The 20,272-nt window shown below is 54.7% G+C and carries 22 protein-coding genes and 1 pseudogene; 6 read left to right on the forward strand and 17 right to left on the reverse strand.

What is annotated here, in order from left to right; translation table 11 throughout:
• Positions 1-58: 58 nt before the first annotated feature.
• The 3 genes from rfbA to M5R41_12040 all read right to left on the reverse strand — a co-directional run bounded on the left by rfbA (position 59) and on the right by M5R41_12040 (position 2,289).
• Positions 59-928, reverse strand: coding sequence for a glucose-1-phosphate thymidylyltransferase RfbA (rfbA, locus tag M5R41_12030; protein ID MCZ7557118.1), 870 nt, complete (start codon positions 926-928; stop codon positions 59-61).
• A 315-nt stretch (positions 929-1,243) separates the two neighbouring features.
• On the reverse strand, positions 1,244-1,906 hold the full coding sequence (locus M5R41_12035; GenBank protein MCZ7557119.1) for a transposase: 663 nt from the start codon (positions 1,904-1,906) through the stop codon (positions 1,244-1,246).
• The gene (locus tag M5R41_12040) at positions 1,867-2,289 is read right to left on the reverse strand and encodes a hypothetical protein (GenBank protein MCZ7557120.1); all 423 of its coding nucleotides are present in this window, start codon (positions 2,287-2,289) and stop codon (positions 1,867-1,869) included. Before M5R41_12040 ends, M5R41_12035 begins: the two co-directional genes overlap by 40 nt.
• Positions 2,290-2,458: 169 nt before the next feature.
• Here M5R41_12040 and M5R41_12045 point away from each other — a divergent pair, with 169 nt between their 5' ends.
• The gene (locus M5R41_12045) at positions 2,459-3,043 is read left to right on the forward strand and encodes an endonuclease domain-containing protein (GenBank protein MCZ7557121.1); all 585 of its coding nucleotides are present in this window, start codon (positions 2,459-2,461) and stop codon (positions 3,041-3,043) included.
• Here the strand turns inward: M5R41_12045 and M5R41_12050 are convergent.
• A complete protein-coding gene (locus M5R41_12050) occupies positions 2,934-3,512 on the reverse strand; it encodes an acetyltransferase (GenBank protein ID MCZ7557122.1) in 579 nt (192 codons plus the stop codon). The two genes, M5R41_12045 and M5R41_12050, sit on opposite strands and share 110 nt — an antisense overlap.
• A gap of 284 nt (positions 3,513-3,796) precedes the next feature.
• On the opposite strand from M5R41_12050, the gene M5R41_12055 reads away from it, so the two are divergent.
• Entirely contained in the window at positions 3,797-4,174 is a 378-nt protein-coding gene (locus tag M5R41_12055; GenBank protein MCZ7557123.1) for a four helix bundle protein, read from the forward strand.
• A 75-nt stretch (positions 4,175-4,249) separates the two neighbouring features.
• Here M5R41_12055 and M5R41_12060 read toward each other — a convergent pair whose 3' ends face one another.
• A complete protein-coding gene (locus M5R41_12060; GenBank protein MCZ7557124.1) occupies positions 4,250-5,407 on the reverse strand; it encodes a DegT/DnrJ/EryC1/StrS family aminotransferase in 1,158 nt (385 codons plus the stop codon).
• A gap of 43 nt (positions 5,408-5,450) precedes the next feature.
• On the opposite strand from M5R41_12060, the gene M5R41_12065 reads away from it, so the two are divergent.
• The gene (locus M5R41_12065; protein ID MCZ7557125.1) at positions 5,451-5,684 is read left to right on the forward strand and encodes a hypothetical protein; all 234 of its coding nucleotides are present in this window, start codon (positions 5,451-5,453) and stop codon (positions 5,682-5,684) included.
• Positions 5,685-5,827: 143 nt separating this feature from the next.
• Here M5R41_12065 and M5R41_12070 read toward each other — a convergent pair whose 3' ends face one another.
• From M5R41_12070 to M5R41_12090, 5 genes and pseudogenes are all read right to left on the reverse strand, one after another.
• A complete protein-coding gene (locus M5R41_12070; GenBank protein MCZ7557126.1) occupies positions 5,828-6,232 on the reverse strand; it encodes a four helix bundle protein in 405 nt (134 codons plus the stop codon).
• A 188-nt stretch (positions 6,233-6,420) separates the two neighbouring features.
• Complete coding sequence (locus tag M5R41_12075) at positions 6,421-7,392, reverse strand: GDP-mannose 4,6-dehydratase (protein MCZ7557127.1); 972 nt, start codon at positions 7,390-7,392, stop codon at positions 6,421-6,423.
• Positions 7,393-7,448: 56 nt separating this feature from the next.
• Entirely contained in the window at positions 7,449-7,724 is a 276-nt protein-coding gene (locus M5R41_12080; protein MCZ7557128.1) for a four helix bundle protein, read from the reverse strand.
• Positions 7,709-7,786 (reverse strand): annotated as a pseudogene (locus M5R41_12085) (hypothetical protein). Before M5R41_12085 ends, M5R41_12080 begins: the two are co-directional and overlap by 16 nt.
• Positions 7,787-8,005: 219 nt before the next feature.
• Positions 8,006-8,794 carry a UpxY family transcription antiterminator gene (locus M5R41_12090; protein MCZ7557129.1) on the reverse strand — a complete coding sequence of 263 codons (789 nt, stop codon included), beginning with the start codon at positions 8,792-8,794 and terminating at the stop codon, positions 8,006-8,008.
• 293 nt (positions 8,795-9,087) lie between these two features.
• Between M5R41_12090 and M5R41_12095 the strand changes: the two genes are divergently transcribed.
• Positions 9,088-9,606, forward strand: a complete 519-nt coding sequence (locus M5R41_12095; protein ID MCZ7557130.1) for a hypothetical protein — start codon at positions 9,088-9,090, stop codon at positions 9,604-9,606.
• A gap of 810 nt (positions 9,607-10,416) precedes the next feature.
• On the opposite strand, the gene M5R41_12100 is transcribed toward M5R41_12095, so the two are convergent.
• The 5 genes from M5R41_12100 to M5R41_12120 all read right to left on the reverse strand — a co-directional run bounded on the left by M5R41_12100 (position 10,417) and on the right by M5R41_12120 (position 14,910).
• Positions 10,417-10,695: a hypothetical protein gene (locus M5R41_12100; protein ID MCZ7557131.1), complete on the reverse strand. Its 279-nt coding sequence runs from the start codon at positions 10,693-10,695 to the stop codon at positions 10,417-10,419.
• A 150-nt stretch (positions 10,696-10,845) separates the two neighbouring features.
• Complete coding sequence (locus M5R41_12105; GenBank protein ID MCZ7557132.1) at positions 10,846-11,421, reverse strand: bifunctional nuclease family protein; 576 nt, start codon at positions 11,419-11,421, stop codon at positions 10,846-10,848.
• A 279-nt stretch (positions 11,422-11,700) separates the two neighbouring features.
• On the reverse strand, positions 11,701-12,678 hold the full coding sequence (locus tag M5R41_12110; GenBank protein MCZ7557133.1) for an electron transfer flavoprotein subunit alpha/FixB family protein: 978 nt from the start codon (positions 12,676-12,678) through the stop codon (positions 11,701-11,703).
• Positions 12,679-12,996: 318 nt separating this feature from the next.
• A complete protein-coding gene (locus M5R41_12115; GenBank protein ID MCZ7557134.1) occupies positions 12,997-13,746 on the reverse strand; it encodes an electron transfer flavoprotein subunit beta/FixA family protein in 750 nt (249 codons plus the stop codon).
• A 432-nt stretch (positions 13,747-14,178) separates the two neighbouring features.
• Positions 14,179-14,910, reverse strand: a complete 732-nt coding sequence (locus tag M5R41_12120) for a glycosyltransferase (GenBank protein MCZ7557135.1) — start codon at positions 14,908-14,910, stop codon at positions 14,179-14,181.
• 386 nt (positions 14,911-15,296) lie between these two features.
• On the opposite strand from M5R41_12120, the gene M5R41_12125 reads away from it, so the two are divergent.
• Complete coding sequence (locus tag M5R41_12125) at positions 15,297-16,034, forward strand: NlpC/P60 family protein (protein MCZ7557136.1); 738 nt, start codon at positions 15,297-15,299, stop codon at positions 16,032-16,034.
• 317 nt (positions 16,035-16,351) lie between these two features.
• On the opposite strand, the gene M5R41_12130 is transcribed toward M5R41_12125, so the two are convergent.
• On the reverse strand, positions 16,352-17,017 hold the full coding sequence (locus M5R41_12130) for a sterol desaturase family protein (GenBank protein MCZ7557137.1): 666 nt from the start codon (positions 17,015-17,017) through the stop codon (positions 16,352-16,354).
• A gap of 119 nt (positions 17,018-17,136) precedes the next feature.
• Complete coding sequence (locus tag M5R41_12135; GenBank protein MCZ7557138.1) at positions 17,137-18,879, reverse strand: multicopper oxidase domain-containing protein; 1,743 nt, start codon at positions 18,877-18,879, stop codon at positions 17,137-17,139.
• 285 nt (positions 18,880-19,164) lie between these two features.
• On the opposite strand from M5R41_12135, the gene M5R41_12140 reads away from it, so the two are divergent.
• Positions 19,165-20,211: a 6-phosphofructokinase gene (locus tag M5R41_12140; protein ID MCZ7557139.1), complete on the forward strand. Its 1,047-nt coding sequence runs from the start codon at positions 19,165-19,167 to the stop codon at positions 20,209-20,211.
• Positions 20,212-20,272: the final 61 nt, after the last annotated feature.

The raw sequence follows: 20,272 nt of genomic DNA on the forward strand, positions 1-20,272 counted from the left end.
CTTTGTTGGAAGTGGGCGTAGGCGGGACGATTCACGATTCACGTTTAACGTTTAACGTTTAACGATTCTCGATTAACGAAAGCAGATACTCGCCGTACGGATTATTGCGGTACACTGCTGCGAGTCTCCGCAACTCAGAATCATCTATCCATCCTTTGCGCCAGGCGATTTCCTCCGGACAGCCGACTTTCAATCCCTGGCGCTGCTCGATGGTTTCGATGAAGCTGGAGGCCTGGAGGAGGGACTCGTGTGTGCCGGTGTCGAGCCAGGCCATGCCGCGGCTGAAAACGGAAACGCGGAGGGTGCCTTCTGCGAGATAACGGTTGTTGAGATCGGTGATTTCGAGCTCGCCGCGGGGAGAGGGACGCTGCTGCTTCGCATAGCGGCTCGCATTGCCGTCGTAGAAATACAATCCGGGTACGGCGTAATGCGAACGGGGCTGTGCGGGTTTTTCTTCTATCGAAATGGCCTTGCGGCGCTCATCGAACTCCACCACACCGTAGCGCTCGGGATCGCGCACGTAATACGCGAAGATGTTGCCGCCTTCGGTGAGCTCCGCCGCTTCGCGCACGATGTTCTCCAGATTGGCGCCGTAGAACAGATTGTCGCCCAGTATGAGACAGCTCGGCTCGCCCGCGATAAATTCTTCACCGATGATAAACGCCTGCGCCAATCCCTCGGGCCTGGGCTGCTCGGCGTATGCGAGCTGCATCCCCCACTGCGATCCGTCCCCCAGCAGCCGCCTGAACATGGGCAGGTCGTGCGGGGTGGAGATGATGAGGATTTCCTTTATCCCGGCCAACATCAACGTCGTCAGAGGATAGTAAATCATCGGCTTGTCGTATATCGGCAGCAGTTGCTTGGATACGACAAGCGTGAGCGGGTAGAGGCGGGTACCGGAGCCGCCGGCGAGGATGATGCCTTTCAATGTACCTCTGGCCTCACACCCGGCCTCACCCCCGGCCTCACCCCCAAAGGCGCTAACTTAAGGAAAAATGGGAACCAGATCATTTGCTAGTACTCGCGCTTGCTGCATGCCTCTGCGGCGTGGCGCGTTGAAGAAATGTCGGAAGAGCGATTCGGCGTCCCGACACCAGTCCTGCGCCGAGACCCTCCCGAGAATACAAAAACGAATTCCATCAATCAAAGCTCGTTGAATACGCCAAATCGATGGATTACGTTCTGACAAGTCGATGCCCCCAAGGGGAAAAAGAGAGGAATTCCTCCGTCAAATCTTCCAGAATTAAAGCGGCGGGAATTTCGCATAGAGGTAGCTGTGCGTAAGGGGAGGATCCTTTGTCGGGACCTCGCCAAGATTCAGGAGGCTTTTCAGACGCTTGAACGCCAACTCGATTTGCCATCGGAACCGATAGAGTTCGAGCCCATCGAGCGCGCTCAACTCGTCGGCGGGGACGGACGTCAGCACCATAATGTACCTCGCCGCTTCAAGTGTTCGAGGGTCAATGGTTCTGCTCTTTCTCGATCGTTCGCGCAGGACCCGTTCACGCGCAGCCTTCGCGGCGGCTTCCGATTTCCGAATGACCAGCAATCGCGCGGGGATTGCCGGGATGTTGTCTTTCGGTACCGCCTGCGTGCGGACAGCAAACTCCGTCGGTGTCGCGTCACTGATACTGCGGAGCGCTCTGAGGATGTCGAACGCGTCTCCCGCAATATCACATAACGGCACATTCTGCCAATTCAGTCGAATAAGAAAATCAGCCTTGGCGGAGATCACGGCATGGAACCCCGCGCGATGTGCATAGCCACAATCACCGACAACGAGATCATGAGGGCAAAAGTGAAAGCGCTTGAGGCTTTCGCCGCCATGGACATCGGTCACTTCCACTGAATCAATCTTCAAATCCATCAGATTGAAGCCAAGGTGGACGCGCCAATCTGTTCCCATCGACCCGGTCGATTGATAGTGGTTGCATCCACCAGACGTAGATGTCGTGCGGCATGGGCTAGCTGGGGTGGCGGCGCTCGTTCTGTTAACTTAAGAGCGAGTAAATGTCCGAGCCAGTCCGAGGCGAGACGCAGACGCTTCATCAAGGCGACATCAGATATATGAGCAATGTCGATGACCTCGGCCCATGCGGCTGTTTGTCGGAGCGACATCTCGCAGAACCCATAGGCAAACGCTAGCCGTAGTAGGGTTGAAGCCTTATCAATAAGCCTTTTCCGGGTAATCGCCCCAAATTCCTTTGCCGTCCGCTCCAGCACATCATCAGGGGGAAAGAAGGAAAGAAGATGGGCCCACTCGTATTCAAGTTGACTCTTGGCATCCATGCGGTAAAGGTACAAAACCGCACGGAAAAAGTCAAGCTCTTAAGTTAGCGCCTATGGGCCTCACCCCCGGCCCCCTCTCCGCAAGCGGAGAGGGGGAGGGGGAGAATTTTGACTTTTGTTGTTACTGGTCAAAGGTGATATTCGTTGTGTCATACGAATGGGAGAATGTATGCCTTCAAAATTTCTGGTCCAGGCTGCGTCAATACGGTGCAGGGAATTGCGTCAAAGACAGACGAACGCGGAAATCCATATGTGGGATCTTTTGAGAAATCGTAAGTGCCACGGCGTCAAATTCTATCGCCAGCGTGCGATATTTTACGATGTCGGCGGCAGACAATCATTCTATATAGCGGATTTTTACTCACATGAACTCAACCTGATCATCGAACTGGATGGTCCCATACACGATGACACACGGTATTATGACAGCATACGAGACGACACTCTGGAGAATCTCGGCTTTCGTGTCCTCAGATTTCCCAATCACATCGCACTTCATCAAACAGACATCATACTCAACGCAATCAAACAACTCACACAATCCGATTCCTCCCCCTCTCCGCTTGCGGAGAGGGGGCCGGGGGTGAGGCGGGGGGGTGAGGCCGGGGGTGAGGCCGGGGGTGAGGACGGGGGTGAGGCCAGAGCTAAGAGACTTCCACCACTCCAATCTCATTCAATCGATACCGCATTCCCGTCCTTCCGCACTCGGCCATTCCGTCGGCATCGAATTCCAAACGCTCGCCGGCTTCGCTGACCCAGCCGATGATTTTTGCGGGGCTGCCGACGACGAGGGCGTAGTCGGGGACGTCGCGGGTGACGACGGCGCCGGCACCGACGAAGGCGTGGCGTCCGATGCGGTGTCCGCACACGATGGTGCAATTGGCGCCAAGGGAAGCGCCTTCGCAGACGCGGGTTTCAAGATAAAATTCGCTGCCCACCTGCGGATATTTGCAACGCGGATTGATCACGTTGGTGAACACCATGGAAGGTCCGCAGAATACATAATCCTCGAGTATGACGCCTTCATAAATCGATACGTTGTTCTGCACCTTGCAATAATCCCCGATGCGCACATTGTTGCCCACGTTGACGTTCTGTCCGAACACGCAGTTCTTCCCTATTCTCGCCCCGGATTGTATATGCGAGAAATGCCATATTTTCGTGCCGTCACCGATGAGGACGTCGGAGTCGATGAAGGCGGAGGGGTGGATGTGGGTGGACATTATTGGGATGGGGAAATAAACGTGGGAGAGAGAGTTAAACGTTAAACGTTAAACGTTAAACGAGAAGAGGGTTAAACGTTAAAGGTTAAACGAGGGGAGGGTTAAAGGTTAAACGAGGGGAGGTGTCTTCTTTCGTTTAACTTTTAACTTCTTTCGTTTAACTTTTAACGTTTAACCTCCCCTGTCATTTGAATTTCCGGTCGTTCGTTTTGCATTTCCGTACATAGGAGTTAATCCGCATCTTGCGGTCGCATTATTTTTTCGACAGAACAAGGGAGTCTATCATGTCTGAATTCATGCGTTCTCACAGAAAACTCGATGCCTGGAAAGCGGGAATCGATTTTGTTGTTGCTATCTACCGGGAGACTCAGGGCTTTCCGAAATCGGAGATGTACGGTCTAACGTCGCAATTACGGCGTGCTTCGGTATCTGTGCCGAGCAACATCGCGGAAGGCGCAGCTCGTGAGACGATAAAGGACAACTTGCGTTTTCTGACAATCGCCCGTTCTTCCTTAAGCGAAATTGAGACCGAGCTTTTCATCGCAAAGGAACTCGGCTACACAGAGAACCTGGAATCGCTTCTGCTTCAACTTGAGAAGGTCGCTTCACCGCTCAGCGGCATGATTCGCTATCTCAAAAGGAAGCTCGATGAGGAGCGTTAAACGTTAAAAGTTAAAAGTTAAACGAGGGGAGAGTTGGTCGGTACTATCCCTCGTTTAACGTTTAACGTTTAACCTTTAACTCCTTCCAACGAAATCGACAACGCAATTCACCACCTCCCCAATCATTTCCTCCGTCAATTCGGGGTAGACGGGGAGGGCGATGATGGTGTCGCAGACGGCGTCGGAGACGGGGAAGGCGTCGGCGCAACTGGGGAGGCCGGCGAAGCATTTCTGCTGATGGAAGGGCACGGGATAGTATACAGCGCATCCTATGCCGGCGGCGGTGAGGTGCTCCATCAAGCCGTCGCGATTCTGTACGCGTATGCAATACTGATTGTAGATGTGCGGATGCTGCAAGCCGGGCGCTTCGTATATGGAGGCAGGGAGCTTCACTTTACCGCTATCCACCACTCCGGCCTGAGTAAATAAAGCATTATATAACGCCGCGTTTTTCCGGCGGCCTTCATGCCAGCTGTTCAGATGCGGCAGTTTGACGTTGAGGACGGCAGCCTGGAGGGCGTCTATGCGGAAGTTGCCGCCGATCATGTCGTGATAGTAGCGCTTTTCGGCGCCGTGGACGCGGAGAAGCTCGATACGTTTCGCGAGGTCGGGGTCGTTGGTGGTGATGATGCCGCCGTCGCCGAAGGCACCGAGATTCTTGCTCGGGAAAAAGCTGAAGCAGCCCACCGTGCCGATGCTGCCGACGCGGCGTCCGTCCTTGTACTGCGTACCGATGGCCTGCGCGGCGTCTTCGATCACGTACAGGTCATGCGCTTCGGCAAAGCCCATGATGGGATCCATATCGGCGGATTGTCCGAACAGATGCACCGGCACGATGGCCTTGATGTTGACGGAGGAGCGGTACTTTTCGAAAGCTTCGGCGGCGGCAAAGGGTGAAATATTATAGGTAAGTGGATCGATATCAACAAAAATCGGTGTGGCGCCGAGGCGGGAAACTACGCCGGCCGTAGCGAAAAAGGAGAAGGTCGGTACGATAACGCCGTCGCCGGGTCCGATACCGAGGGCCATCATGGCCAGCAGCAGCGCGTCCGTGCCGGAGGAGACGCCGATGGCGTGCGTGCTGCCGACATATTCGGCGATGTTTTTCTCGAGCGCGGTGACGTCGGGACCGAGAATGAAGTATTGTGAATCCGCAACACGGAGCAGGACCGGTTCGATTTCTTGTTTGATTTGCTGGTACTGGGCTTTAAGGTCGAGCAGGGGGACTTGCATGGTGAAGGGTCAAGGGTAAAGGGTAAAGGGGGCGCTGTTTGCTATGTTCAAGCGGTTAGGCTGGACGATGGCGTTGCTTTCGAAATCTGGAGAATTGGTAAAGGGTAAAGGGTCGCTGTTTGCTACGCTCAAGCGGTTAGGCTGGACGATGGCGTTGCTTTCGAAATCTGGAGAATTGGTAAAGGGTAAAGGGTCGCTGTTTGCTACGCTCAAGCGGTTAGGCTGGACGATGGCGTTGCTTTCGAAATCTGGAGAATTGGTAAAGGGTAAAGGGTGAAGGGTAAAGGGTCGCTGTTTGCTATGTTCAAGCGGTTAGGCTGGACGATGGCGTTGCTTTCGAAATCTGGAGAACTGGTAAAGGGTAAAGGGTGAAGGGTAAAGGGTCGCTGTTTGCTATGTTCAAGCGGTTAGGCTCAATGACTAGCCATTTCTTGGTAATCTGTATGGTTTTCGGTCGTCCCGTATCTTCCTTCTGACAGAATTAATAAGTCCTGACAGTACGCGGGATTCATGATCAAGCAGAGCGTCAATTTCATCCGTATTCTCTATATAGTGTTGCCGTTCCGCAATCTTGACTTCCGTTTCAAGCTCACTTAAAGATCCGCGTGAAATAGTGTAGTATCGAAGAGTCTCCTTGAACGAATCCTTAGCCGAGCCTTCTGCGATGTTCGTCGGTATCGAAATTGCTGCTCTGCGCATCTGCGAGCTCAGAACAAACAACTCGTCCTTTGGGAACTTCCTTGTCATAGCATAGACAGCATCAACTACATCCATACCTATTATCCATGCATCCAGGTTTTCGTGTGCTCTCTTGAATTTTCCCATTGTAACCCCTATTTGGAAATTGTAGAAAAAAATAAGGAGTGTGAAACACTACAACGTATGTCCCCATCCCTTTCGTATATTCTCCAGACCTCGCAAATCACACCCAGGCTGACTCGGTCCATCTGAACAAAACAAACTGCGCCCCCTTTACCCTTTACCCTTCACCCTTTACCAAAGCCCTTTACCCTTTACCCTTTACCATTCCCCATGTCCGCATCGACCATCATTCGGACGAGTTCCTCGAATTTGACCTCGGGAGTCCAGGCGAGTTCGGTTTTGGCGCGGGAGGGATCGCCGAGGAGAATTTCCACTTCGGCGGGGCGGTAGAAGAGCGGATCGATTACGACGTAGTCTTCGTAATTCAAGCCGACATGCTCGAAGGCGACGCGGCAGAAATCGCGCACGCTGTGCGTTTCGCCGGTTGCAATGACGTAATCTTTCGGGTGCTCCTGCTGCAGAATAAGCCACATGGCTTCGGCGTATTCTTTGGCATAGCCCCAGTCGCGTTTGGCGTCGAGATTGCCGAGACGGAGCTCCTTCGCCTCTCCCCTTTTGATGCGCGCCACGGTGCTGGTAATTTTGCGTGTAACGAATTCGAAACCGCGGCGGGGCGACTCGTGATTATATAATATACCGCTGGCGGCCTTGATGCCGTAGGCCTCGCGATAATTGCGCGTGAGATCGAAGCCCGCTACCTTGGTGATACCGTAGGCCGAACGCGGATGAAAGGGGGTGTCCTCATTCTGCGGCACTTCGCGCACCTTGCCGAACATCTCGCTGGATCCCGCGAAATAGAATCTGCACTCCGGCGCGTTTTCCTTGATGGACGACAGCAGATAATGCGTGCCGTTGATATTCGTATTGAAAGTGGAAAACTCATCCTCGAAACTGTAGCTCACGAAGCTTTGCGCTGCCAGGTGATAGCATTCGTCCGGCATGATATCGCGCACGACTTTGAACAGCGACGGATAGCTTTCGAGAGAGGCGGGATGGAGTTGTATATCATTGATCAGATGCTTCACCCGTCCGAGACGCTGCTCGGGAGCTTCGATAGCGACTCTCCTCACTACACCATGGACTTCATAACCTTTGGATAGAAGGAGTTCGGCCAAGTAAGAACCATCTTGGCCAGTTATGCCGGTAATGAGGGCTTTTTTCAAAGATGGTGAAAAGGTGAAAAGGTGAAAAGGTAAGAGGGAAGGGGTTTGGCTTTGTCTTACTTCTTCCCCAGTCGGGTGTTGTCTAATTGCGACCAGACGTGCTTCATTAGTCCATCTAGCAGATATGACGCTCGGGTGAGTAGTGGGAATACCTCAGATTCCTTCGAGATATACCCCTGACGTAATGCCAATTCCAACTCGGTATCCATTTCGCTCAATGAACCTCTTGAAATACCGAGGAAGCGATAATACTCACGTTTTGATGGTCTTGCCGCCCTTCTGCTATGTTCGTTGGAACCGAAACTGACGCATCCCGAAGTTGCGCGCTCAATCCGTATAATTCATACCGCGGGAATTTCCTCAACTCCTCCGCGACTTTTATCGCGAGGTCCATAGCGACTTTCCAAGCATCCAGTCGCCTATGCGACCATTCAAATTGCTGTTGCATAGCTGATCCCTGTCTTTTTACGAATGAGTGGATTTTCCCCTTCCCTCATTCAACACCCTATGAATGTACTTGATGGCGATCACCTATGCGAGTCAAATAATTCCACCCTGTCTCCGATACACCCGTTCCCCTTTTCACCTTCTCCTCTCCCACCTTTTCACCTTTTCACCTTCTCCCCCTTTCACCTCCTCCCCCAACCACTTCAATCTCCGCCAAATCCACCTCGACGACCACGCTTTGGCGGATGCCTTCGACGAAGACGGCGACTTTGGAGGAGCCGCGGTATTGGGTGAGTTCGCCGCGGAGGCCGGTGAGGGGTCCGTGAATGACTTTGACGGGGGTGCCTTCGGGGAGGCGTTCGGGCAGCACGTCGAGCTTGCGGGGTCCTTCGACGGCGATGCGGATGCTTTCGATGATCGCGGGGCGGACTTCGACCAGAACGCCGGAGAAGTGGATGTACTTCAGGACACCATAAATATCGAGGGCTTTGATGCGCTGCCGCTCATCCACCCGCACGAAAATGTAGCCGTTAAACAGCGGAACGATGACGCGTTTTTTTCTGTCGGACCACTGTCGCACTTCTTCCCGCAGAGGGAGAAAACTCTCAATACCAAGCTCGAGAAGCTGCTGGTGGATTTTCTTCTCGAAGCGGGGACGGACGTAGAGAATTCTCCACTTGACCACAGAAACCACAGAAACCACAGAATTAACAGAAACCACAGAATTAACAGAAACCACAGAATTAACAGAAACCACAGAATGAGCAGAAATGCCAGAAATTGTTAATCGGGAATCGTTAATCGTTAATCGGGAATCGTTAATCGTTAATCGGGAATCGGCACTGCGTAATACTTTCGAGAAGCGTTCTGTTTTTTTCTGTGTGTTCTGTTTCTTCTGTGGTCTGCGTTTGCTGCAATCGTGAGTGCCACATTCGCAGAAAGGGATGCTGTACATCTCGCTTTTCTACATCACCACTTCAGCACAAACTGTAGTGAGAGCTCCTCTTACTCCCTCTCTCTTCCAAGAGAGGGGGTCGGGGGGGTGAGTTGGGAATTATCGCACAGTACTTGCCAAAAGCTCCTGCTCACCATCCCACCTGCTGGCATCAACTGACTCTCCTCGTCGCGGCGAGTCGCCGACCTTCCGTCTTCGACGCTCCCTGTCCCTGCGCGGTATCAACAGATGGCCAGGTTCTCCGCATCGGCCAGATCCTGAGCTCTTCCTGTAGCCCGCTTATTGGCTATAAGATGGGGCAGATCGATGAACGGGACTTCAAGACCGTTGATAACCGTTACAATCTTCCGGGCATAGCACTCGTCGAAATCGACTCCTTTGAGCTGTGTGAGCATATCGATTCGGTTGGGGGGCTGCCCAAGCTGTATTACCTGCTCTGCATTCAGAAAATCCGCTTCAACGATATCGAGATCGCCGAAGCCAAAGTCACTGAGAGCCAGAAGTATACGCTTTGCGTTGTCGGTATCAGGGCGCATCCAGATATCAAGATCTTTCGTGTACCTCGGATGACCGTGAAACGCAACCGCGTACCCTCCGACGATGAGAAAGCGGACCTCACGCCCGACAAGGCATTGAACGAAATCTTTGAAGTCACCCGTCAGCAAGCACTGCTCGTATCACGTTCATCCATTTTGCGGACAACACACACATACTCGAAGCCGGGATTATCCGGGTATTTCCAGGAATTGTATTCCGTCCTGATATCTTCGAGGGCCTGCAGACGCTCCTGCCCGGTACGCGTGCGCCAATAGTCACTTTCGCGGGGTTGGGATGCGATCGGATATTTTCGAATTGTCTTGATCACGAAACGCAGAATTCGCAGAATAAACAGAATGCGCAGAATCGTTAATCGGGAATCGTTAATCGTTAATCGGGAATCGTTAATCGGGAATCGTTAATCGGGAATCGGCACTGCGTAATACTTTCGAGAAGCGTTCTGCTTGTTCTGTTTTTTCTGCGTGTTCTGCGTTCTGTTTTTTCTGTGGTCTGTATAGCTCCGCCAATTCAGTCCCATTTTCGGGGACCGATTGGGAGTGCAACGCACTCTGCGGAACGACCACATGCCGTGATCTTATTTTGTTACCCGGGCATTGACCGGGACCACAGAATTCACAGAAAACGCAGAATCGTTAAGCGGGAATCGGCACGGTGTAATACCTTCGAGAAGCGTTCTGCTTGTTCTGTTTTTTCTGCGCCTTCTGCGTTCCAATTCAGTCCCATTTTTGAGACCGATTGGGAGTGCAACGCACTCTGGGGAACGACCACATGCCGTGATCTTATTTTGTTACCCGGGCATTGACCGGGACTACAGAATTCACAGAAAACGCAGAATCGTTAATCGGGAATCGGCACGGTGTAAAACCTTCGAGAAGCGTTCTGCTTGTTCTGTTTTTTCTGCGCCTTCTGCGTTCCAATTCAGTCCCATTTTCGGGGACCGATTGGAAGTGCAACGCACTCTGCGGAACGACCACATGCCGTGATCTTATTTTATTACCCGGGCATTAACCGAGACCACAGAATTCACAGAAAGCGCAGAATCGTTAAGCGTTAAATGTTAAACGTTAAAGGTTAAAGGTTAATCTGTCCGCCGGAGGCGTAAGGGATCTGGAAGCGAAAACGCGGAATGCTTTCGAGAAGTCTTCTGCGTCTTCTGTCTTTTCTGCGCCTTCTGCGGTTGCGTTCTGTCTTTTCTGTATTTTTCTGCGGTTTCTGTGGTTATACGAAGGCGTGCCGCAAAGCGGCACGTCGGTGGTGTAGCGCAGGCCCGGCACGGCGCGTTTCAGCGCAAGCGTTCCGTTCGTGCGGCAGGCAGCGATACGATCTATTTCGGCGAAGGACATATCATCGCCGGGAAACACGGATTCGGGATTTGCTACTATCTTGACGGACCCAAGGGCCATGGGATCTCACTCTAACGTGGCGGTTTCCGGAAGGTATCCGGGCGTGCCGGTCATTGTTTCGATGTCATTAAAAAGTACGGAATTTTTCGGTCAATCACCACTCTGCAGGCGAAGAATCTCGTCTCGAATTTTTGCCGCGTCCTCGTAATCCTCGTTGTTTATGGCATCGTCGAGCCGGGACTGCAACTCCGCCAGGCGCTGTTCACGCGGAGCCAGAACCGTGTCCGCCGTTGCGTCGTGGGTGTCGTGATGCTCCTCGCCTTCGGGGACAAAGCCGGCTTCATCCAGCACTTCCTCCGCGACAAACACGGGTATGCCGAAGCGCACGGCGAGGGCGATGGCATCGCTGGGACGGGCGTCCACCTCGTCCATCGCCGTATTGTCCAGCGACAGCCGGGCATAGAACGTCCCCTCGCGCAGCTCGGTGATGGTGACTTCGGTAATGGCAAAGCCGAGCGTTTCGATCACGTCCTTGAACAGATCATGCGTCATGGGCCGGGGCGGTTTGATGCCCTCGATTTCCAGAGCGATGGCCTGCGCCTCGAAGGCCCCGATAATGATGGGCAAGCGGCGCTGTCCGTCCGTCTCGCGCAGGATGAGCGCATACGCTCCCCCGCTGGAGGAGGAGGTGGAGAGACCGAGGATGTCGACTTTAATTTTTGACATTTGCGGGGTCTGTTAAAATCAGCTACTTACAGTCGTGTTTGACTGCTTTTGTCAGAAATGTGGTAAAGGGTAAAGGGAAGGGTAAAGAGTGAAGAGTAAAGGGTAAAGGGGGCTAAGTAATGCTGTACATGGGTGGCCCGCTCTGCTCGTTCTGACTTCTGCTGCACAAGCAGCTTGCTGCCTGCCAGTAAACACGCAATCGCGCGGTGCTCGTATACATTACTGATCTTCACTCTTTACTCTTTACTCTTCACTCTTTACTCTTTACTCTCCGCTACTCTACAATTTTCCAAGTTCTTCCGTCAACGCCGGGATGACCTCGAACACGTCGCCGACGATGCCGTAGTCCGCGACCTGGAAAATGGGAGCGTCCTTATCCTTATTGATTGCCACAATACATTTGGAAGACGACATACCGGCGAGATGCTGGATGGCGCCGGAGATGCCGCAGGCCACGTAGAGATTGGGAGACACGGTTTTGCCGGTCTGTCCCACCTGCTCGCCGTGGGGTCGCCAGCCGGCATCCACCACTGCGCGCGAGGCACCGGTGGCGGCACCGCCTGTGACTCTGCCCAGCGCGGCGGCAAGACCTTCGATGAGCGGCCAATGCTCGGGTCCCTGCAAGCCGCGTCCGCCGGAAACGATGACGGTGGCTTCGGACACATCCAGTTTGCCGGAAGCGATACTGGTGCCGGTGGCTTTGGTCGCGAAGTCGGCGTCGGTGAAATCCACCGCGAGAGTTTCGACTGTCGCTGCCGCACCATCGGGTTGTCCGGCGGTAAACACATTGGGACGCAGGGAGAACACTTTTTTCGCCGTCGTGACACGGACCTTTTCCAGCGCCTTGCCGGCATAGATCGGACGCGTGGCGATGACGTCGCCGCTATCCACATCGAGCGCGGTGACATCCGGCACGACGGCGCCGTCGAGGCGCACGGCGAGGCGGGGCGCAAGGTCCTTGCCCATGGAGGTGGCGGGAAGAATGACGATATCGGCGTTCTCTTTTGCTGCGGCGGTGGTGACTGCCGTGGCATAGGCGGCGCTGGAGTAGAGCGCGAGCCGTTCGTCCGCAACGTGCAGCACTTTGGTCGCGCCGTAGCCGCCGAGCGAAGCGGCCGCTTCGGCGCTGCCGCCGATGAGCATGCCGGTGACGGATGCGCCGAGTTGCCCGGCCAGCTTCGCAGCCGCGCGCACGGCTTCGAAGGAGGCTTTCTTTACGGTATTGTCGCGTTGTTCAGCGATGACGAGGATATTCATGGTTGGCTATGTGTATTTGTATGTATTGAGATTCGTAGGGTACGGGAAAATGGTGAAAGGGTGAAAAGGTGAAAAGGTGAAAGGGTGAAAGGGTGAAAGGGTGAAAGGGTGAAAGGGTGAAAAGGTGAAAGGGTGAAAGGGTGAAAGGGTGAAAAGGTGAAAGGGTGAAAGGGTGAAAGGGTAAGACGTGCCTTGGTCTGAACTGGTGGGTTGCTGACAATTCATTGCAGGTTGAAGCGACACACCTTTTTTCCTTTTCACCTTTTTTCCTTTTCACCTTTTTTCCTTTTCACCTTTTTTCCTTTTCACCTTTTTTCCTCAAATCACTTTGGCCTCTTCGTGCAGCAGTCGCACGAGTTCCTTGACGGCGTCGGGACCTTCGCCCACGATGCGGCCGGCGGATTTGATGGCGGGCTTGCTCATGGACACGGTTTCGACGCGGTTCTGATACGCTGCGGGCACGACTTCATCAATGGGCTTGCGTTTGGCGGCCATGATGCCCTGCAGTTTGGGATAACGGGGATCGTTGAGTCCTTTCTGCGCGGAGATGACGGCGGGCAGTTTGGACGTGACGGTTTCCTGTCCGCCCTCGATATCGCGTTCGGCGGTGAAACTGCCATCTTCCGCTATGTCGAGTTTGGCGACCACGGACACGGAGGGCATGCCGAGCATTTCGCCGAGCAGGCCGGCCATTTGCCAGCTGTCGTAATCAATGGACTGACGTCCGCAGAACACGACATCGGGATTTTTGTCCGCGAGCGCATCCGCGATGGCGCGGGCTATGCCGAAAGAATCGCGTTGATCGTCGGTTTTGATGTGCAGGCCCTTATCGGCGCCCATGGCGAGGGCTTTGCGCATGGTTTCTTTCACGGCTTCGGGACCGACACAGACGACGGTCACTTCGCCGCCGCGGGCTTCTTTGAGCTGCAAGCCGGCTTCGACGGCGTACTCATCGTAGGGATTGAGAATGAATGTGACGCCGTTGGGATCAATATGCTTGCCATCGCTGCCGACCATCACCTTGGTGGTGGTATCGGGCACATGGCTCACGCAAACGTAAATATTCATTGTGTTTCTGATTGAAATTGAAGTTTGTCCTGATCCTTTAATATACCGGCTGAGGGGAAAACTGCAAAACGCGGTGACGCGGATTGGGGTGACGCGGATTGGGGTGACGCGGATTGGGGTGACGCGGATTTACGCGGATCGAGGCGGATTTACGCGGATCATCTAAGTGACGCGGATTTGGGTGACGCGGATTGGGGTGACGCGGATCGGCGCGGATTAAGGCGGATCTACGCGGAAGGAATTATTTCGATGCTCGTAGCGAAAATCTGTGGGATGTTTTTCGAAAAAGCACCCGTGAAAATCCGTGCCGATCCGTGTGATCCGAGTACCTATCCCATACCTCAGAACTGTCGGCACACTCCCCAGAACGATCTATTCGTGACGATCCGTGTCCCTAGTCCCATGCGAGAATACGTGTCATTCGCGAATGGATCATTTTTTCAGATCGCGATACGCCCCGGCCCAGAATTTGCGGCGGACGCGGAGGAGGCCTTTGATGTCGTCTATGGCGGTTTTGACGATTTTCACGCGTGTATCGAGATCCTCGATCCACTTTACAGGGACGTCATAGATTCTGTAGCCGCATTTCTCGCCGATGATGAGCAGCTCGGAATCGAAGAACCAGACATTGTCTTCGATTTCCGGGAGAAGCACATCCACCACCTGACGTGTCACCGCCTTGAAACCGCATTGCGCGTCGGAGAAACGGGTAAAGAACATGGCCTTGACCATGAGGTTGTAGCTTCGGGAGATGAACTCCCGCTTGACGCTGCGCACGGTGTTTGCGCCCTTCATCAGGCGGGAGCCGGTGCCGATGTCAAATCCCTCGTGCGCGAGGGCGTGAATCATGGGAGGAAAAGATTCGAGATTCGTGGACAGGTCAACGTCCATGTAGCTCACGATATCCGCATCGCAACCGGTCCACGAGCGTTTGAGCGCGCGGCCGCGGCCTTTTTGTTCGAGGCGGAGATAGCGGACACGGTCATAATCGCGGACGAGAGATTCGGACACCATGGGTGTCCGGTCTATGGAGGCATTGTCGGCGATTTCTATGCTCCAGTCGTATCCGTCCATGTGCTCACTCAGGAAGGAATGCAGCATGGGAATGCTGACGGGAAGAGCTTTCTCTTCGTTGTACACGGGGATGGTGACGAGCAGCTTCATGAGCGTCCGATCGAAATGACACAAGCAACTCCTGTAAACTAGCATCGGGGGGAGGTAATTCCAAGGCGCCCCCCCTTCCCCCCGATGCATCGGAGGGATAGAGGAGGGTTCGGCCCTTCGGGCCGGGGAGGAGTAATTCAGATATTTGCGTTTTTTCGGTGTCGCCGGAACGCCTGACGGACTGTTGCGGTAGGGGGAACATGGCTATGTGGGGGGTGTTTTTTACGATTTTGGCCGTTTCTGGGGCATAGGCGGGGAATCCGGGAAGGTCTCGGCGGGAAAACGGCGCCGAGCTTGCATCGCATTGCCGTGTATCCGTACCTTAAAGAATCTTCGAAACCTTCGGAGAGCTTTTGTTCACGTTGTACCCTGGCACATGGAGGCCTATGAATCGACGAACCTTAAAATTCCTGCTCCTGCTGACAATAGCGATAGTCATCGTTTTAGCACCTTCGACCATGAGCGGTGCCGTCAGCAACACACACGCCGTCAAGCAAAACTCCCCCAAAACCCGCGCCGCGAAAAAATCCCTTGCACGCAAACATGCCGCTCTGGCCGTGCTTCGTGAGTACCTGCCCAACTACGCAGATATTCTCGAAGCGAAGAGTGTTCGTTTCGAGGATATTTATTATCGCGGCAGCTCCATCGTCCCCGTCCCCGCCCCCTTCGACGCCACCTCCCCTTTCGTCAATCCCATGCTTCGGCTCGAACTGCTTCAGTCCATCGAGGACTGGCTCGGTACGCGCTATCGCTACGGCGGACGTTCGCGCGGCGGTGTGGATTGCTCGGGATTCGTGTGTCAGATGGTGGATGAGACGCTCGGACGCCGGATCGGGAATTCCTCCAGCGCACAATCGAAAGAGTTCGCTCCCATATTTTCTGTTGACAGCCTGCAGTTCGGGGACCTGATGTTTTTCTCCGGGACCCGCCGTACCGCCAAGCGCATCGGGCATGTCGGCATTTACCTCGGGAACGGCGTATTCGCACATTCGTCCACATCCATCGGCGTCACCTTCAACCACATCACGGACGGCTATTACGCCCGCCGCTTCCGCTGGGGCGGCCGCTTCTCGTCCGCCGTCGTGGCTGATGCCGATAAGAGTGGTGTGTACGTCAGCCCCTGACCGATTTTCCTGTGACCAAACGAAAACGGCGGACTACGGTTCGCCGTTTTCATAATACGGGGAGGGTTAAACGTTAAACGTTAAACGAAATTGTGAGCCCGAAGGGCGACACTTTTTCAATCCCCGCACGTAAAGTGTGGGGTTCTCGCAAGCGCAACCTCTCCTCCCAAGCTCAGCCAGAGGCTGACGACACTTCGTGGTGAAAGGTGAAAAGTGAAAGGAGGAGTTAGAGGTTGGAAGACACATGATCTCTCGTCAATCCGCAGGGAATACGAGGATACCAACCTATTTGTCGTTTAACGTTTAACTTTTAACGTTTAACTGTTTGCGTTTAACTCATCATTTGAAGATTCGGAGACGCGGGAGCGTTCGCGGAGCATGCTGGTGCGGAAGACGTGATCCCACATCGGGGAACTGACACCGAAGCCGCGGTCAGGTTGCTGGAAGTGATGCCGCATGTGCAGCTCGCGCAACGTGCCGAACAGTTTTCCCTTTATCGGAAAATGATGCACGGCGTAATGGGTGATATCGTAGAACAGATACCCGATGAAGAAGCCGGCACTGAAGGGGAATACCGACGGATCACCAAGAGCGACGTAGAAGAGAAGGAAAAACAGCCCACCCAGCGGGAGACTGACGGAGGGAACCATCACGAGGCGCAGGGGGTCGCTGGGGTAGTCGTGATGCACCCCATGAAACATCCAGTGAAATTTGCGGCCCCAGTCGGTCCGCGGCTCATAGTGAAAGACAAAGCGGTGCAGGACGTACTCCGTCAGAGTCCAGATAAACAGCCCGGCGAGAAGCAGACCGATGTGCTGCGGTATGGTGAAGCTGCCGCGAAGGACACCGAGCGCAACGAAGGAAATCACGATAGGGACAAAGAACCACAGTGGTACGGACCAATGGGTACGCGAAAAAAACTCCATGACGCCGTTGTCGAACATGCGGGGGGTTTCGCGCTTATTGGAAACGTAGAGCTTCATGTGCTGTGCAATGTTGTGAGCAGACCATTCCTAAACATACGGACTGAGGAGGAAAGTTCAATGCTCGCAGGGCATCGGGAGAGAACGCGCAGACAACGATTTCGCTTGCGGAAATCTGCCTAGCGTAGAAGGATAAACGTCCTCATTGCGGCTGAACCATCGGTCGTCCGCAGCACGCAGGTGTACATTCCCGGCGGCAGACCTGCCGCGGTGAAGCGCGTCTGATGTACCCCGGACTGCTGCTCGGAATTGACGAGCGTTGCGACAAGTCGTCCCATCGCATCGAATACCTGGAGCCGCGCATGCCCCGCGGAAGGGAGTTCGTAGCGGAGTGTTACGACATCGCTGGCGGGATTGGGGTGTATTTCCCTGAGGACGGCACGATCGCGCACGGTGGGAATTTCTCTGAAGGTTGAAACAGGCGGGGATGAAACGATGAACTGCCCCATCATACCATGGTCTTCATGCGTAAGCAGGTGACAATGGTACATGTAGGGAAACGTATTGTCGTGATGGGTCTCGAACTTCGTGATGAAGCGGACGACGCCGTTGCCGGGCGGCACGAGCACGACATCCTTTCTACCGGCGAGGCCGGGAGGGGGCGACACGCCGTTGATGCTGAGTATGCAAAACTGCACATCATGTATATGGAAGGGGTGGGCAATGGGAGTCATGTTGCGCAATTCCCAAACCTCCACATTCTCAAATGGGATATATTCGTTGATGATGTCCGGATCGAAATGGACATCATTGATCATGAAGGGTCCTTCGATTGCCCGTGGCCCCATTATCGAAGACATGAAGGTAAATGTGCGCGTGGTGTCGGCGCTCGAGGCAGGCCATGGAGCATGTGGAACGAGGGACGTTGGCAGCGAGGTAATCGCTTCCGCGTTTGCATCGCCGATGCGAAACTCGAGCACCGATCTGTTCCTGCCATTCAGCGGATTCGCCGTGTAGCCGGGAATGGTCTGCCCCGGCCCCATACCGGGTTGTGCCGCGCCGTAAATACCGGAGGGGATTTCCGAACCGAAATTCATCAGAAGAACATTCTGACCGCGTTGATTCGAGAAGTCGACGAGGATTTCCGCCCGCTCGCCGGGAGAGAGCATAAGCCGGGTCATGCGGACAGGCGTCGAGAGAAGACCGCCGTCCGAAGCGATCTGATGGAAGGGCCGGTTATCCGAAAGTCCGAAGAGGTAGGTGCGTTCCGAGGATCCGTTGAGCAAGCGAAAACGCACGATCTGTGCCGGAACATCGAGATAGGGTTTGATGGTTGCATTCACCATCAGAGTCGAATCGTGAGCGGTATGCATGGCGATCTGTCCGCTTCCATCGAAATCTCTGCTTTGCACGACGAGAGGAAAATCATCGACGCCGTATCGCCGCGGGAGTTGCAGACGCGCTTCCGCGCTGTCGCGCACAATGATCAGGCCCGAAATACCCAGTGAAACGTGCTCGTTGGTTCTATGATGCGGATGCGGATGGTACCAGTAGGTCGAAGCCCAGTCCAATACAGTAAATCGCGGATTCCAGGTCGCACCGGGTGCTATGGTGCTGTGCGGACCGCCGTCGTTGCGCGCGGCGACATGCAGACCATGCCAATGCAACGTCGTCGTATCGGAGAGTTGATTGATGACACGGAGACTCACGTCGTCGTATTTGTTGAGTAACAGCGTCGGGCCAAGCACATCGCCATTCACTCCCATTGTCCGAGTCCGGATGCCGGGGAAGAACTCCGTCGCACCTTCGCGCAGCACCAATTCGTACTCGGGCCCGGAGAGCGTGTCCGGTATACGCAGGGGTTGTTGCGCGACCGCGAGTGCGGAAGCAAAAAACAGCAGCAGTGTCAGTGTGAGCTTCATGGTAGTGAGAATCTCTATGTGAAGCCCGGAAGTGCCGGGCGGTGCATTTGTGGAATCATATATGATGCAGGAAAGCGGCATTCGGTGCAAATCGTCGCGTCGCACGCGGCTTCTCAAGACAGCAGGGCTCGCATCGCATGCGGCCGACAGCGGCAGCGAACATCTTCGCCATGCATCCGATGTCAACCGTACGCCGCTTCCCGGGAGTGTGGTTATCGGATTTGTTCCGCAATGCGTATCTTTGAGAGTCTATCGATTTTCTCACTGCTTCTCGAGGAATACATTATGAACATTGGGGTGCTCACGGGCGGCGGCGACTGTCCCGGACTCAATCCTGTTATTCGCGGCATCGTGCGCGCGTCTCTCAAGCTGGGTCATTCCGTCACCGGTTTCCGGCACGGATGGAAAGGGATAGTGGAAGGCATCACCATGCCTCTGGGGCGCGATGCGGTCAGCGGTATTCTGCACCGCGGCGGTACCATACTCGGCACCTCGCGCACCAATCCCTATAAGCTCGAGAACGGGGAGCAGCGCATTCTCGACACTATCGCGAAGGAAAACATCGACGCGCTCATTCCCATCGGGGGCGAGGACACGCTCGGCGTCGCCGTGAAACTGCACAAAGCCGGCGTCAAACTCGTGGGCGTACCGAAGACCATTGACAACGATTTGCCGGGCACGGACTTCACCTTCGGTTTCGACACGGCGGTGAACATCGCCATGGAGGCCATTGACCGCCTGCACAGCACAGCCGAGAGCCACAGCCGCGTACTGGTAGTGGAAGTGATGGGACGTCACGCGGGATGGATTACCTGGTACGCGGGCATCGCCGGCGGCGGCGACGTGATTCTTGTGCCCGAGCATCCCTTCAGCGTGGAGGATGTGTGCGCGAGCATCAAGCGGCGTCATGAAAACGGAAAGAATTTCAGCATCGTAGTGGTGTCGGAAGGTGCGAAAGTCGCCACGGACAGCGAGCGCGACGAGGACGGCAGCTATGTGATCGCCAGCATGAAAAAAGACGCGTTCGGTCATGTAATGTTGGGCGGCGTCGCGAAAGTGCTGGCCGATGAAATCGAGAATCGCCTCGGCTTCGAGACACGTCACACCGTGCTCGGCCATATTCAGCGCGGCGGCTCGCCGTCCGCGTTCGACCGTGTACTCGGCACGCGCTACGGTGTACGCGCGGCGGAACTGGTGCACGAAGGGCGCTTCGGACGCATGGTGGCCTTGCAGGGGACGAAGATCGTGGACATTGACATCACACAGATTGCCACGGGCATCAAGGAACTCGATCCCGACCTGTACAAAGTAGCCGAATATTTTCAGGATTGACGTTTACCGCCTGCGACGACGCGGCGCTCCGCTGTGTGCTGGTAGCGCCGGAGTCGCGGGA

This window comes from Bacteroidia bacterium (assembly GCA_027493955.1).
Taxonomy (GTDB): domain Bacteria; phylum Bacteroidota; class Ignavibacteria; order SZUA-365; family SZUA-365; genus JAOSJT01.